The following is a 14,121-nucleotide window of genomic DNA, read 5'->3' as shown; positions in this document are numbered from 1 at the left end:
TCCTACACGGAGTGCCCCCATGCTGCGCGCAACCGCCCTGGCCCTGGCCTGCCTTGTCGGCGCCCCGGCCATCGCTGCCGAAACGCCCACCTACGGCAAGCAGCTCGAAGGCTTCAGCTACCCTCACCCACTCAAGCATTTCGACTTCCAGTCCCAGGGCCAGCCCCTGCAGATGGGCTACATGGATGTGCCTGCCAAGGGCCAGGCCAATGGCCGCAGCGTGGTGCTGATGCACGGCAAGAACTTCTGCGCCGCCACCTGGGAAACCACCATCGATGCCTTGAGCCAGGCCGGTTACCGGGTCGTCGCGGTGGACCAGGTGGGCTTCTGCACCTCGAGCAAGCCGGCGCATTACCAGTACAGCTTCCAGCAACTGGCCAGCAACACCCACGCCCTGCTCGAGCATCTGGGCATCGACCAGGTGGCCGTCCTCGGCCATTCCACCGGCGGCATGCTCGCCACCCGTTACGCGCTGATGTACCCACAGCAGGTCGAGCGCCTGGCGATGGTCAACCCGATCGGCCTGGAAGACTGGAAGGCCCTGGGCGTGCCCTACCGCAGCGTCGATCAATGGTATGCCCGCGAACTCAAGCTCGATGCCGAGGGCGTGCGCGAATACGAGCGCAAGACCTACTACGCCGGGCGCTGGAAGCCGGAGTACGAGCGCTGGGTGCAGATGCTGGTGGGGCTGAACCAGGGGCCGGGGCATGAGGCGGTGGCGTGGAACTCGGCGCTGATCTACGACATGATCTTCACCCAGCCGGTGTACTACGAGTTCAAGGACTTGAAGATGCCGACCCTGCTGATGATCGGCGACCAAGACAGCACCGCCATCGGCAGTGACATCGCCCCGCCGCAGGTCAAGGCGCAGCTGGGCAAGTACGCGGTGCTTGGGTCGCAGGTGGCGAAACTGATTCCCCACGGCGAGCTGGTGACCTTCGAAGGCATGGGGCATGCGCCGCAGATCGAGGAGCCGCGGCGCTTCAACCGCACCCTGGTGGAGTGGCTGGCGCGCTGAGCTGGCAACGCCCCGGGCTTCAGGCGAAGCGTTGCAGCTGCATCTCCCGCAGCCGGCTCAGGGTCCTTTGGAACGGGAACGCCAGGTACCCTTGGGTGTAGAGCGCATCCAGCGGTACCTGCGCCTCCAGGTACAAGGCCACCCGGCGGTCATAGCATTCGTCGACCAGGGCAATGAACCGGCGCACCGCGTCATCCTTGGGCGACAGGGCGGGCAGCTCACGGTCGCCCGCCGCCACCCGCGCCGCGCCATCTTCGGTGCCCCGGGCGATACGCCCTTCGCGCTGGGCACCGCCCAGGGCCGGCACCCCCTCGACCAGGATCGCCGCAAAGCGGTCGCACAGGGCCATGAACTCCATGGCCGACAGCGGCTGCTCGCACAGGTCGGCAAACCGGCACCAGATGGCCTCGGCGCTGTGGCGGATGACCTGAACCTGGCGTGTGCCGACCGACAGCGGCTCGGTGCTGCCAGGGCCCTGGGGGCTGAGCTGCTGGAAAACCGCCTGTAGCTGGCCCGGCCTGCCCGCTTCGGCCACCCAGTAACGTTGCCGGGCGGCGCCGGGATGCAGGCGGTGGTCCTGCTCGCCGGCCACCGGCAATACCTGCATGTGCCGCTCGATGGCGTGGATCGCCGGGAGGAAGCGTTCGCGGTTGAAGCCGTCGCGGTACAGCTGCTCGGGCGGCTGGTTGGAGGTGGCCACCAGCAGAACGCCCTGATCGAACAGCACCTGGAACAGGCGGCCGAGGATGATTGCATCACCGATGTCGCTGACGAACAGTTCGTCGAAGCACAGTACGCGGATCTGCCCTGCCAGCTCGCGAGCCAGCGCCTGCAGCGGGTCGGCGGTGCCATTGAGCTGGAACAGGCGCTGGTGGACCCAGGCCATGAAATGGTGAAAGTGCTGGCGCCGCGCTGGCACGTTCAGGCAGCGGTGGAACAGGTCCATCAGCCAGGTCTTGCCGCGGCCTACCGGGCCCCAGAGGTAGAGGCCCTGGGTCGGGCGGCCTTTTTCCAGGGCTTCGAAGCAGGCCTGCAGCGCGTCGACGGCCTGGGCTTGCGCCGGGTCCGGGGCGTAGCCTTGGGCGGTGAGGGCTTGCTGGTAGAGCGATTTGGGATCGTGCGTCATGCGGCATTATGTTCACGGGCCCCATCGCCGGCAAGCCGGCTCCCACATGTACACCGCAGGTACACCACAGGGCTGGAGGTCTAGGGTGTACCTGTGGGAGCTGGCTTGCCAGCGATGGGGCCGGTGCAGGCCACATACCTGTTCAGCCGGCGTTGAGGCCGACTTTGAGCAACTGCCCATCCTTGGCGTCGGTCAGCACATACAGATAGCCATCCGGCCCTACCCGCACATCGCGGATGCGCGCCTTCAAATCGCCCAGCAAACGCTCTTCATGGACGATCTTGTCGCCATCGAGCTGCAAGCGGATCAGCTCCTGGGTCGCCAACGCGCCGATGAACAGGTTGTGGTCCCAGGCCTTGAAGGTAGGGCTGTCATAGAAGGCCATGCCGCTGATGCCGGGCGATTTTTCCCAGACATGGTGCGGGTCGACCATGCCATCGACATGCTTGCCCTTGGCCTCGGGAATCGGCAGCAACGAGTAGTTGATACCGTGCGTGGCGATCGGCCAGCCATAGTTCTTGCCGGCCTGCGGGATGTTGATCTCATCACCCCCGCGTGGGCCGTGCTCATGGGTCCAGAGCTTGCCGGTCCAGGGGTTGAGCGCGGCGCCCTGCTGGTTACGGTGGCCAAACGACCAGATTTCCGGGCGCACATTGGCATTGCCGACGAAGGGGTTGTCCTTGGGCACTTCACCGTCGGGCAGGATGCGCACCACCTTGCCTTGCAGCTTGTCCAGGTCCTGGGCGGTCGGGCGCTGGTTGTTCTCGCCCAGGGCGATGAACAGGTAGCCGTCACGGTCGAACACCAGCCGCGAACCGAAGTGGTTGCCGACCGACAGCTTGGGCTGCTGGCGGAAAATCACGGTGAAGTTCTCCAGCCGTGCGCGGTCTTCGCTCAACTGGCCGCGGCCCACTGCAGTGCCGGCCTTGCCGTCGCTGCCTTGCTCGGCATAGGAGAGGTAGACCGTGCGGTCCTTGTCGAACTGCGGCGAAAGCACCACGTCGAGCAGGCCGCCCTGCCCCTCGGCCCACACCTTGGGCACGCCGCTGATCGGCGCGCCGACCTTGCCTTCGGCGTTGACCAGGCGCAGGTTGCCGGTGCGCTCGGTGACCAGCATGTCCTTGCCGCCCGGTAGAAACGCCAACGCCCAGGGGTTGCGCAAGCCGTCGGCGACGGTACTGACGCTGAGCGTGCCCTCTTCACTGGGGAACTGCTGCTCGGATGCAGCCTGCGCCAACAAGGGCAGCAAGGTAGCGGCGGCCAGCGTGGCCAGCCAGGGGGCTTTGTTCATGCACAATTCCTTTCGTGGAGGGCTCAGGGCACGCGTTGGCTGTCCCGCGGGGGCCGGGTGGGTTCCAGGTTGGGAGCCTGCTGTTGGCGGCGCAAGTTGTCGCCGTTGCCGATGCCACGGTTGTCGAGGCTGGGTGTGGGCTGGATGGGGACGGTCGAAGGCCCGCGCACCGGCGGGGTGGCGGGCATGCTGCCCTGGCGGCTGTTGGGGTTGGCACGCTGGATCGGGCTGTTGTACGGGTTGTTGTTGCTGGCGGCGAGCTGCAGGGGCTGCAGCGGGGCAGCCTGCACCGGCAGGCACAGCAACAGGCCGATGGCCACGGCTGGCAATGTAAGGTTCATCCTCACCTCCTGTACGAAAAAGGCGCGCCTCGTGCGTTGGATAGCCTAAGGCGCGATGGGTTCGCGGCAAAAGTGTGAATGCGATTCCTGATGTTTCAGTATGAACCTGCCAGGGTGGTCATGCAGCCGTTGTTACCGGGCGCTGTCGACCTTGTGCCGCGCCGCATACAGGCACAGCATCTCCATCGCCAAGGTGGCACCGGCCAGGGCGGTGATGTCGGCATGGTCATAGGCCGGCGCGACTTCCACCAGGTCCATGCCCACCAGGTTGATGCCGCGCAGGCCGCCGAGTATTTCCAGCGCCTGCACCGTGCTCAGGCCGCCGCACACCGGCGTACCGGTGCCGGGCGCGTAGGCTGGGTCCAGGCAGTCGATGTCGAAGGTGAGGTACACCGGGCGCTCGCCCACCCGCTGGCGGATCGCCGCGATGATCGCCTCGGTGCCTTGGCGATGCACTTGCCGAGCGTCGAGGATGGCGAAGCCCTGGCTGTCGTCATTGGTGGTGCGCAGGCCGATCTGCACCGAGCAGGACGGGTCCACCAGGCCTTCGCGTGCGGCATGCCAGAACATGGTGCCATGGTCGATGCGCTTGCCCTCCTCGTCCGGCCAGGTATCGCTGTGCGCATCGAAGTGGATCAACGCCAACGGGCCATGGCGCCGGGCATGGGCCTTGAGCAGCGGGTAGCTGATGAAATGGTCGCCGCCCAGGGTGAGCATCGCGCAGCCGGCTTCGAGGATATGGCTGGCATGCGCCTCGATGCTGCCTGGCACCGACTGCGGCGTGCCGCTGTCGAAGGCGCAGTCGCCATAGTCGATGACGGCCAGGTGGTCGAACGGGTCGAACGCCCACGGCCAGTGCCGGGCCCAGGCCTGCTGCACCGACGCGGCACGGATCGCCCGCGGCCCGAAGCGTGCACCCGGCCGGTTGCTGGTGGCGTTGTCGAACGGCACGCCGCTGACCACCACATCCACCCCGCGCAGGTCGCGGCTGTAGCGACGGCGGGAGAAACTGGTAATACCGGCGTAGGTACTTTCCGCAGCGGTGCCATACAGGCTGTCACGGGTCATGGCCTGGTCATTGTTCTGGGCTTGATCCACGGTCGGGCTCCTTGGTGGTCTGGGGGTTACTGGCGGGTGCGGAAGGCGGTCCACAGCCGGTTGCGCTGGCGCAGGTCGGACAGCGCCATGCTGCGGTCGGCATACAGGCGCTCGCGCACCGCCGCCGGCGGGTAGATGTCCGGGTCGTTGCGCACCGCCTCGTCAACCAGCGGTGTGGCGGCCTGGTTGGCGTTGGCGAAGAACAGCGCATTGGTCAGCGCGGCCACCGATTCGGGCTTGAGCATGAAGGCGATGAAGGCGCGGGCCGCCTCCGGGTGTGGCGCGTCCTTGGGGATGACCAGGTTGTCCTGCCAGACCAGCGTGCCTTCGCGAGGAATCCGGTAGATCAGCTCGAACGGCTTGCCGGCGCGGCGCGCCTGGTCGGCGGCCATGGCCGCATCGCCGTTGTAGGTCAGCGCCAGGCACACGCTGCCGTTGGCCAGGTCGTTGATCTGCCGGCCGTTGGCGACATAGCTGATCGACGGCTGCAGCTGGCTCAACAGCTTCTGCGCCTGGGCAAGGTCGGCCTTGTCCTGGCTGTACGGGTCCTTGCCGAGGTAATTGAGCGCCACGCCGATCACTTCCTGCGGCGAGTCGGGCATGGCGATGCCGCATTCCTTCAGGCGGCTGGCGTATTCGGGTTTGAACAGCAGGTCGAGGCTGTCCAACGGCACATCGCCCAGGCGCTGGCGCACCGCCTCCACATTCACCCCCAGGCCCAGGGTGCCCCAGGTGTAGGGCACGGCATAGCGGTTACCCGGGTCGGCCTCGGCGAGCTTGCCCAGCAGGTCCTTGTCGAGGTTGGCATAGCCGGGCATGCCCTGGGCATCCAGCGGCTGCAGGGCGTTGGCCTTGAGCGCCCGGGCCAGCACGGTGGACGATGGCACCACCACGTCGTAGCCACTGCCGCCGGTGAGCAGCTTGGTTTCCAGCACCTCGGTGGTGTCGAAGGTGTCGTAGCGCACCTTGTAGCCAGTCTCGCGCTCGAAGCGCTGCAGCGTTTCCGGGGCGACGTAATCGGCCCAGCTATAGAGGTTGACGACCTTCTCTTCGGCCTGCAGCGGCAAGGCCAGGCACAGGGACAGCAGGCACAGCGACTTTCGCATGGCGGACACCTCGGGCAATGGGTGGATGCCGCCAGCATGCCAGCCGGGTTACATTGCAAGAATGGCAACTTTGCAAAGCTGACATTCACCAGGAGCAATGTGATGCTCGGACAACTGCACGACCCTGACCTGCACCTGTTGCGGCTGTTCGTCACTGTAGTCGAGGCCGGCGGCTTCAGCGCCGCGCAAGGCGTGTCGGGGCTGAGCCAGCCCACCATCAGCCAGCGCATGGCGCAACTGGAGGCGCGCCTGGGCTATCGCCTGTGCAGCCGCGGCAAGCGTGGCTTCAGCCTGACGGAAAAGGGCCAGCTGCTGCTGGAGGCGGCGCGCGGCTTGCTGCTGGACATCGAGCGCTTTCGCCAGCAGGCCAATGGCGTGGCTGGGCGCTTGCTTGGCACGGTGCGGGTCGGCATGGCGGAAAACCAGGATGCGGCCGTCAACCTGCGGCTGGCGCGGGCCATTTCACGCTTTCGCGAACGGGATGAGGCCGTGCAGCTGGAGCTGATCAGTGCGCCACCTGCGGAGCTTGAGCGCTTGCTGCTGGAGCAGCGCCTGGACTGCGCCATCAGCTACTTTTCCGGCAACCAGGCGGCGTTCGACTACCAGCCGTTGTTCGAGGAGCGCCAACGCTTGTACTGCGGCAAGGGGCATGCGCTGTTCGGCGCGGCGCAGGTAACTCGTGAGCAGTTGCTGGAAGCTGACCAGGTGCGCCACCCCTACCGCTTTCTCAAGGGTGGCGAGCCGTTCCAGAGCCGGCGCAGCATGGCCGTGGCCGAGCAGATCGAGAGTGTGCTGATGTTCATTCTGTCGGGGCGGCATGTGGGGTACCTGCCGTGCCACTGTGCCCAGGCGTGGGAGGAACAGGGGTTGCTGTGGGCGCTGTATGCCGAGTTGGACTTCGTGGTGCCGTTTACCTTGGCCAGGCATCGGGGGCAGGTGCCGGGGGAGGCGCAGCGGGCGTTTGCGCAGGATTTGCTGGCGGTGTTTGGTTGAGCGGTGGTTTGACTGGGCCGGCCCTATCGCCGGCAAGCCGGCTCCCACAGGTCCGCCACACCTTTCAGCCTTGTGTTGTACCCGTGGGAGCCGGCTTGCCGGCGATAGGGCCAGCAGATCAGTACGCCATGCTCCAGGTCAGGGTGTAGGTACGCCCCCGCCCTTGGTAGTCATACAGGTACGCCGGGCCGTAGGTGGGCGAGTAGAACAGCGTCGCGCGCTGCCCCCAGACGGTGCTGTACTGCTTGTCCAGAAGGTTCTGGATGCCCGCGCTGAAGGTCCCGAAGCCGGTGTCCTGGCTGCCCAGCAGGTCGAAGGTGGTGTAGCCGTCGATCTCGTGGTCGGCATCATCCTTGAGGCTGAAGGCATGGTTGGCCTGCAACCTGGCACTGCGCCCCTCACCCTTCCAGCCAACGAACGCGGTGGACTTGGACAGCGAGGCATAACGCGCATCACGCTTGATCCAGCCACCGTCGGCGTCCTCTTCCTCGGAGCGGGTCAGGTGCAGCGTGCCGCCCGCTTCCCAGCCGCTCTGGAAATGCCGGGTCAAGGCGCCTTCGAAGCCGAAGTCGCGGCTCTTCTGGTCTTCGACGTTGATGGTCAGCGTCTGCGAATCGACGTTGATGATCTTGTCCGACCAGATGTAGTACAGCGCTGCCTGGGCATCCCAGTCCAGGTCGGCGTAGCGCCAGCCCAGCTCGACCTGGCGGCTCTTGATGCCGGCCAGCGGGTTGTCGGCCACGCTGAGCCCCGGCTTGCCGTAGTACTTGGCCGGGTCTGGCAGGTCGAAGCCCTCGCCGTAGTTGGTCCACACCTGGTGGCCGTTCTTGAAGTCGTAGATGGCACCGACGTTGTACAGGCTGACCTGGTAGTCGTTGCTGCCACCGGGCACGCCTTTGAAGTCGCTGACGTCCACATCCATCTGCTGGCGCCGGGCGCCGCCGGAGAGGGTGAGGTTGTCGGTGGCATGCCAGTCCAGCTGGCCATACACCGAGACGCCGTCCACGCGGTAGCTGGGGTAGCGGGCGGCCTTGCTCTGTTTGTCCAGGTCCAGGCCACCGCTTTCGGATGAGGTCTGGGCATCGAAGGTGGTCTGGTCGGCATTGAAGCGCTCGCGGTCCAGGTCGACGCCGTAGGTGAGCTTCAGCGTGTCCCACTGCTTGGCGAACAGGCCCTTGAGGCTGGTGACTTCGAAGTTCTGCTGCGAGGCGGCGAAATACACCCCGCGCGAGCCGGTTGGCGTGGCGCGGTTGTAGTACGGGAACGGGTAGAAGTTGTCGTCTTCCTTGCGATAGGACGCCTGCAGATAGAAGTCCTGGCCCAGCACATCGGTGTGGTGGTAGTTGGCGTTGAGCAGCAGGCGCCGGGTGCGCGGCTCAAGGTCCGACGAATAGCCGCTGCGCAGTTCGGCGTCTTCAAGGTCGGAGGGCGCGTTGTAGTTGAGGTTGGGGAAGTAGATGCCGGTGCTGCCGTGGTTGCCGGAGTCGTAGTACTGGGCCAGCAAGTCGAGGCTTTGTTCGTCGGTGAGCTTCAGGCCAATCGTGCCGAGTACGTCGATGGTGCGGTTGTACTGCAGGTCGGTCTGGGTGTTGTCGATGAAGATCTGCTCGCCCGCGCCGTCGTAGAAGGCTTCGTTCTGCTCGCCGGAGATGCCCAGGCGGGCATTGACCCGCTCGTTGCCGCCGCTGATGGACTGGGCAAAACGGGTGGCCAGGTCATCGCTGTTGTTGAAGCCGCTGCTGGCGCCCAGCTGGGTCTCGAAGCGTGCCGGGCCCGGCTCGCCCTTCTTGGTGACGATGTTGATGATGCCGCCGGTGGCGCCGCCGCCATAAATGGCGCTGGCGCCGGAGAGCACTTCGACGCGCTCGACGTTGAACGGCGAAATGCTGTCGAACTGGCGCGAAAGCCCGCGCGAGCTGTTCTGGCTGACCCCGTCGATCATCACCAGCACGTTGCGCCCGCGCATGTTCTGGCCGTAGTTGGTGCGCCCTTCCGGCGCCAGGTCCAGGCCCGGAACCAGCTTGCCGATGGCTTCCTTGAGGCTCACCCCGCTGTCGATCTGCTCGCGCAGCTGCTGCTGGTCGACCACCCACACCGTGCCCGGGATTTCACTGATGGCGGTGCTGGTGCGCGAGGCGACGCTTACTTCGATGGGCTTGAGGTTGACTGCCTGGGGGGCGGCTGCGGCCTTGCTCAGGGTGACGGTGCGGGCATCGCTGAACTGCCAGGCCATGTCACTGCCGGCGAGCAATTGCGCCAGCGCCTGCTCGACGCTGTAGCTGCCTTGCAGGGCCGGGCTGGTCAAGCCCTGGACATCGGCGGTGGTGTACAGCAGGTGCAGCCCGGCCTGGTCGGCGAATGCGGTCAGCGCCTGGTCGAGGGATTGCGCGGGCAGGTCCAGCTGTACCTGGCGAGTTTCCATCGCGGCCTGCCCGGCTGGCGTGGCAGCCCACGCGTGCAGGGGGCCAGCGAAGACGGCCAGGGCGCTGCAGGAAAGCAAGGCGTGATGGAAACGACCGCCGCGACGGTACGAAGGCATGGGCATGAGAGGCACGAATGAGCTTCCAGACAAGTCGTAAATGAGAATGAGTTGCTGATCAGTCCCACTACGACGATCTGGCTTGTACGAACTTGCAGTGCCAAATGAAAAATATTTCGATTATTTTTTAATGCTTCAGTACACCACTGCCAGCCATGGCAGATAAGTGACCTTGAGGCCGTAGCGTTGCTCGAGGGTGTGCAGCAGTGCCTGGGGTTCGCCCAGGTCGAACACACCACTGACTTCGAGTGCCGCCAGCTTGCTGTCGGAGAGCACGATGCGCCCGTGCTGGTAACGCTCGAGTTCGGCCAGCACCTGCCCGAGCGGCTTGCCGTTGAAGATCAGCTTGCCGCGTTGCCAGGCGGTCTGCGCGCTGGCGTCGGGCGATACGGCCAGGTTTTGCGAGCCGGCCCAGGCATCCCCTTTGGCCAGCACCACATGGCCGTCGCGGCGCACGCTGAAGGTCGCGGCATTGCCTTGCACGGGCTGCGCTGCGGTCTCGACCACAAAGGGCCGTGGATCCTCGGCGGTCTCGAACAGCGCCTCGCCGGCGCGCAACGTGACCCTGCGCTCGCTCGCGGTAAAGGCCACATTCAGGGCACTGGCGCTGTTGAGCACCACCCGCGAGCCGTCCGCCAAGGTGATGTGCTGCCGCTCGCCCATGGCGGTGTGATAGTCCGCCAGCCAGAGCGGTATCTGCTGCCAGCTGCCGTAGCCGGCCACCAGCAACATCAGGGACGCCGCGATGCCAGCCGCCCAGTGCCGCTTGGGCCGGCGCAGGGGGGGCGCTTGGAAGGCTTGGGCCGTCGGCGTGTGGCCGAGGCTCTGCCACAGCGCCTCGGCTTCGCATGCCGCCTCGGCGTGCGCCGGGCTCAGTGCACGCCAGCGCAGGTAGCGCGCCTGGTCGGCCGCGCTGGCATTGCCCGAATGCAGCAGTACCTGCCAGTCGAGGGCATCGTCGGACAAATCGCTGATGGGCTGTGGCACAGGCATGCTCAAGGTGTCAGTCATGGTTATGTTTGAGCCAGTCGCGGCAATGGCGCAGGGCCTGGCCGATGTATTTTGCCACCATGCTCTCGGAGACGCCCAGTCGTTGTGCGATCTGCGCCTGGGTCAGGCCCTCGACGCGATTGAGCAGCAGGGCCTGGCGAGCCTTCTCGGGCAGCAGCAGCAAGCCTTCATCAAGAATCTTCAGGCGTTCGCGGGCCAACAGCGCCGCCTCCGGCGCCGGGGCCGGGCAGGCTACCTCGGCGCCACCATCGCTGTCCTCGTGGCTGGCGGCCAGGCGCTGCTCACGGCGCAAGGCGTCGATCGCAAGGTTACCCGCCACGCGGAAGATGAAACTGCGCGCGTGCAACACCGGCACCGCCTGCTCATCGATCTTCACCAGCTTGAGGTAGGTCTCCTGCGCCACGTCGGCAGCGCGCTGGCGATCGCTCATGCGCCGGGTCAGAAACTGCAGGAGGTCGTCGTAGTGCTCCTGGAAACTTGCCAGCAGACCAGACACGGGAGACGTCAGCATTGGGTGGAGGCACTGCCAGTAGGAGGAATTATCGGGCGTTAATGAGAAACAGTATCTTTCATAATGCCCGACACTTTCAACGCTACCGTGCATTTGCCACACTGCAGGCCTGACTCTGCTGGCAAGGTTCGCGCCCATGGCTCTGCGTTTGCGTCGTTACACCCGCCTTTTGCTGGTCTTGCTGATGGCGAGCGGGCTCAATGCCTGTGCGCTGTTCCAGGCCCGTGACCCGATCAACATCACCGTGATCGGCTTCGAACCGCTTGCGGGGCAGGAGCTGGAAATGCGCATGGCGGTGAAGATGCGCGTGCAAAACCCCAACGAACAGGCGATCGACTACAACGGCATCGCGCTGGACCTGGAAGTCAACGGCCAGCCCCTGGCCGCGGGCGTCAGCGACCAGCAGGGGCATATCGGCCGCTATGGGGAGCAAGTGGTCGTGGTGCCGATCAGCATCACGGCGTTCTCGTTCCTGCGCCAGGCTTATGGCCTGGGGCAGCTCGATACGCTGCAGGGCATGCCCTACGTGCTGCGCGGCAAACTCGCCGGTGGCCTGTTCGGTACCGTGCGGTTTACCGAGCAGGGCAAGCTCGACCTGCCCAAGGGCGCAAGCCTTGGCTGGTGAAGGTGTCAGCGGTTGCCGCTGGCGGCCGCCATCATCTTGTTGACCTCGCTGCGCACCATGCTGGCGTACTCGGGAGGCGACATGGCGTCCAGTTCGGCGCGCACCCATTCGGCCCATTTGCCTTTGCGCCGGGGTTTTTCAGCAATCAGCCGGGCAGCCTCACCCTTGGCCTTGCCCAGGTTGTTCTGCCACAGCTCGAACAACCGAGCTTTCTCTGCCTCGATCTGCGCCCGTTCCTGGAAGCTCTTGTTGGCCAGATTGAAACTCATGGAAATACCTGCCATTGAAAATGGCCGCTATCTTACACCTTGGCGGCGCATCATCGAAAACCGTCGCAACTTTCCGCACGCGCCGGCATCCATTGCTTATCCACCCCCATCGACGAGGACGAGTTCATGGCCCGTAAAACTGCCGCACTGACCGACAGCGACCAGATCAAGGATCAGGTATTCAGCGAGCTGCAATCACTGATCGAAGAGTCGGAGAAGCTGCTGAACGACAGCGCCGCGCTAGTCGGCGAAGAAGCCGATACCTTGCGCGCGCAAGTCAGCCTGAAACTGCGCCAGGCCCGGGAAGCCGCTGGCCAGGTGCGTGCCAAGGCGCAACCGGTGGTCGACGCCACCCAGGACTACATCGGCGGCCATCCGTGGCAGACCGTGGCGATTTCCGCCGGCTTCGGCCTGGTCATCGGCCTGTTGCTGGGTCGCCGCCCTTGAGCTGAATCAGGCGGCTTGCGCCATTGGAATACCGCTGTGGAAGCGGAGCTCCTGGTCGGGCGACTGGATCAGCTCGGCTTCCGCTTCCCTTACCAGCTCGACACGCCGGGCGATGTCCGCCTCCTCGCCATAGTGATGGGCCAGCTTCAGGTAACCCTGGTAGTGGCGCGCCTCACTCTTCAACAAGCCGTGATAGAAGGTGCCCAGCTCTTCATCCAGGTGCGGCACCAAGGCGGCGAAACGCTCGCAGCTACGGGCCTCGATGAAAGCGCCCACGACCAGGGTATCCACCAACTTCACCGGCTCATGGGCGCGTACCAGGCGGCGCAGGCCCGAGGCGTAGCGCCCTGCCGATACTGGCCGCAGCTGCACGCCGCGGCGCTTCATCAGGCGTAGCACCTGCTCATGGTGCACCAGCTCTTCGCGCGCCAGGCGCGACATCATGTTGATCAGGTCCAGGTGAGTGTTGTACTTGGCGATCAAGCTCAAAGCAGTGCTCGCGGCCTTGAATTCACAGTTCTTGTGGTCGATCAGCAACGTCTCCTGGTCGGCGAGCGCCGCTTCGATCCAGGCGTCTGGCGTTGGGCAACCGAGGAAGGCTTCGATTTCGGGGATCAGGGACATAGAGGTGCAACCACACAGGACGGGCAGGACCGGCGATTATACCGGCGGCGCCAGGGATCTCCAGTGACTATGCTTGATGTACATCAAACGGCGGCGCAGCGGACGCCGACTATAGTCAGGCATTGGCCGCCACCTTTGAAGGGAGTTCACGCCCATGCAAGCTGTCCGTAGCATCCTTGTCGTCCTCGACCCCGAACATGCACACAGCCGTGCGCTCACCCGGGCCAAGCTGATTGCAGGGGTGACAGGTGCGCGCCTGCATCTGCTGATGTGCGACAAGAAACATGACCACAGTGCCTTGCTCAGCCTGTTATCCAGCCAATTGCACGATGATGGGTACGATAACGTCACCCACGAGCAGACCTGGCATGACACGTTGCATGAATCGATCATCAAGGTGCAGGAGGCCGAAGGTTGCGAACTGGTGATCAAGGAGCATCGGCCAGACAACCCCCTGAAAAAGGCATTGCTCACGCCCAGCGATTGGAAATTGCTGCGCTTCTGCCCTTGTGCGGTGTTGATGGTCAAGAGCGAGCGGCCGTGGACGGGTGGCGTGATCCTCGCTGCGGTGGATGTCGGCAACCAGGATGACGACCATCGCAGGCTGCACGCGGACATCATCGATCATGGCTATGCGATTGCCGGCCTGGCCAAAGGGCATTTGCATGTCGTCAGCGCCCACCCCTCCCCCATGCTGTCGGCGTCGGACCCCGTGTACCAACTGAGCGAAACCATCGACAAGCGTTATCGGGAAGCGTGCAGTGCGTTCCAGGCGGAGTACGACATCAGTGAAGACCGCTTGCATGTCGAAGAGGGGCCGGCCGATGTGCTGATTCCACATTTCGAGAAGGCACTGGATGCGGTGGTCACGGTTATTGGCACTGTGGCGCGCACGGGTATCACCGGGGCCTTGATTGGCAATACGGCCGAGGTGGTATTGGATTCGCTGAAAGGCGATGTGTTGGTGCTCAAGAGCGAAGAAGCCACCGCGCACCTGGCAGAATTGGCCCGCGGTTAATATTGCCCGGAAAGACAAAACCCCTACCTGCTCGCGCAGATAGGGGTTTTGCGAAATGAATCTTGACGATGACCTACTCTCACATGGGGAAACCCCACACTACC

14 protein-coding genes and 1 pseudogene are annotated in these 14,121 nt (G+C 64.8%); 5 read left to right on the top strand and 10 right to left on the bottom strand.

Translation table 11 applies throughout. The features are described from left to right. Positions 1-19 precede the first annotated feature (19 nt). Complete coding sequence (locus ACIPG5_RS23060; protein WP_401378406.1) at positions 20-1,018, top strand: alpha/beta fold hydrolase; 999 nt, start codon at positions 20-22, stop codon at positions 1,016-1,018. Positions 1,019-1,037: 19 nt separating this feature from the next. On the opposite strand, the gene zapE is transcribed toward ACIPG5_RS23060, so the two are convergent. The 5 genes from zapE to ACIPG5_RS23035 all read right to left on the bottom strand — a co-directional run bounded on the left by zapE (position 1,038) and on the right by ACIPG5_RS23035 (position 5,980). Further along, entirely contained in the window at positions 1,038-2,144 is a 1,107-nt protein-coding gene (zapE, locus tag ACIPG5_RS23055; protein ID WP_401378405.1) for a cell division protein ZapE, read from the bottom strand. 142 nt (positions 2,145-2,286) lie between these two features. Further along, positions 2,287-3,435 (bottom strand): PQQ-dependent sugar dehydrogenase, encoded by a 1,149-nt coding sequence (locus ACIPG5_RS23050; RefSeq protein ID WP_401378403.1) that lies wholly within the window; start codon positions 3,433-3,435, stop codon positions 2,287-2,289. Positions 3,436-3,458: 23 nt separating this feature from the next. Further along, positions 3,459-3,776 carry a hypothetical protein gene (locus ACIPG5_RS23045; protein WP_401378401.1) on the bottom strand — a complete coding sequence of 106 codons (318 nt, stop codon included), beginning with the start codon at positions 3,774-3,776 and terminating at the stop codon, positions 3,459-3,461. 132 nt (positions 3,777-3,908) lie between these two features. Next, complete coding sequence (gene speB, locus ACIPG5_RS23040) at positions 3,909-4,874, bottom strand: agmatinase (RefSeq protein ID WP_401378399.1); 966 nt, start codon at positions 4,872-4,874, stop codon at positions 3,909-3,911. Positions 4,875-4,900: 26 nt separating this feature from the next. Beyond that, a complete protein-coding gene (locus ACIPG5_RS23035; protein WP_236236965.1) occupies positions 4,901-5,980 on the bottom strand; it encodes a polyamine ABC transporter substrate-binding protein in 1,080 nt (359 codons plus the stop codon). A gap of 102 nt (positions 5,981-6,082) precedes the next feature. On the opposite strand from ACIPG5_RS23035, the gene ACIPG5_RS23030 reads away from it, so the two are divergent. Further along, on the top strand, positions 6,083-6,973 hold the full coding sequence (locus ACIPG5_RS23030) for a LysR family transcriptional regulator (RefSeq protein ID WP_401378397.1): 891 nt from the start codon (positions 6,083-6,085) through the stop codon (positions 6,971-6,973). A 118-nt stretch (positions 6,974-7,091) separates the two neighbouring features. Here ACIPG5_RS23030 and ACIPG5_RS23025 read toward each other — a convergent pair whose 3' ends face one another. The 3 genes and pseudogenes from ACIPG5_RS23025 to ACIPG5_RS23015 form a co-directional block, all read right to left on the bottom strand. Beyond that, positions 7,092-9,518, bottom strand: coding sequence for a TonB-dependent receptor (locus ACIPG5_RS23025; RefSeq protein WP_401378395.1), 2,427 nt, complete (start codon positions 9,516-9,518; stop codon positions 7,092-7,094). A gap of 129 nt (positions 9,519-9,647) precedes the next feature. Then, complete coding sequence (locus ACIPG5_RS23020) at positions 9,648-10,523, bottom strand: FecR family protein (protein ID WP_401378393.1); 876 nt, start codon at positions 10,521-10,523, stop codon at positions 9,648-9,650. A 4-nt stretch (positions 10,524-10,527) separates the two neighbouring features. Beyond that, positions 10,528-11,034: pseudogene (locus ACIPG5_RS23015) on the bottom strand (RNA polymerase sigma factor); the annotation flags it as partial. 136 nt (positions 11,035-11,170) lie between these two features. Between ACIPG5_RS23015 and ACIPG5_RS23010 the strand changes: the two are divergent. Continuing rightward, positions 11,171-11,659: an LEA type 2 family protein gene (locus tag ACIPG5_RS23010; RefSeq protein WP_401378391.1), complete on the top strand. Its 489-nt coding sequence runs from the start codon at positions 11,171-11,173 to the stop codon at positions 11,657-11,659. Between the two features lie 5 nt (positions 11,660-11,664). Here the strand turns inward: ACIPG5_RS23010 and ACIPG5_RS23005 are convergent, their stop codons facing one another. Then, the gene (locus ACIPG5_RS23005; RefSeq protein ID WP_176518037.1) at positions 11,665-11,928 is read right to left on the bottom strand and encodes a hypothetical protein; all 264 of its coding nucleotides are present in this window, start codon (positions 11,926-11,928) and stop codon (positions 11,665-11,667) included. Between the two features lie 126 nt (positions 11,929-12,054). On the opposite strand from ACIPG5_RS23005, the gene ACIPG5_RS23000 reads away from it, so the two are divergent. Continuing rightward, positions 12,055-12,375, top strand: coding sequence for a YqjD family protein (locus tag ACIPG5_RS23000; protein ID WP_176518038.1), 321 nt, complete (start codon positions 12,055-12,057; stop codon positions 12,373-12,375). A gap of 6 nt (positions 12,376-12,381) precedes the next feature. On the opposite strand, the gene ACIPG5_RS22995 is transcribed toward ACIPG5_RS23000, so the two are convergent. After that, positions 12,382-12,999, bottom strand: a complete 618-nt coding sequence (locus ACIPG5_RS22995) for a tRNA-(ms[2]io[6]A)-hydroxylase (RefSeq protein WP_401378390.1) — start codon at positions 12,997-12,999, stop codon at positions 12,382-12,384. A gap of 154 nt (positions 13,000-13,153) precedes the next feature. On the opposite strand from ACIPG5_RS22995, the gene ACIPG5_RS22990 reads away from it, so the two are divergent. Next, complete coding sequence (locus ACIPG5_RS22990; protein ID WP_176518040.1) at positions 13,154-14,017, top strand: universal stress protein; 864 nt, start codon at positions 13,154-13,156, stop codon at positions 14,015-14,017. Positions 14,018-14,121 lie beyond the last annotated feature (104 nt).

The organism is Pseudomonas sp. NPDC087029 (genome assembly GCF_044745345.1).
Classification (GTDB): domain Bacteria; phylum Pseudomonadota; class Gammaproteobacteria; order Pseudomonadales; family Pseudomonadaceae; genus Aquipseudomonas; species Aquipseudomonas faucium.
Note: the sequence above shows the minus strand (reverse complement) of the source record. Positions and strands in the feature narration are given on the sequence as shown.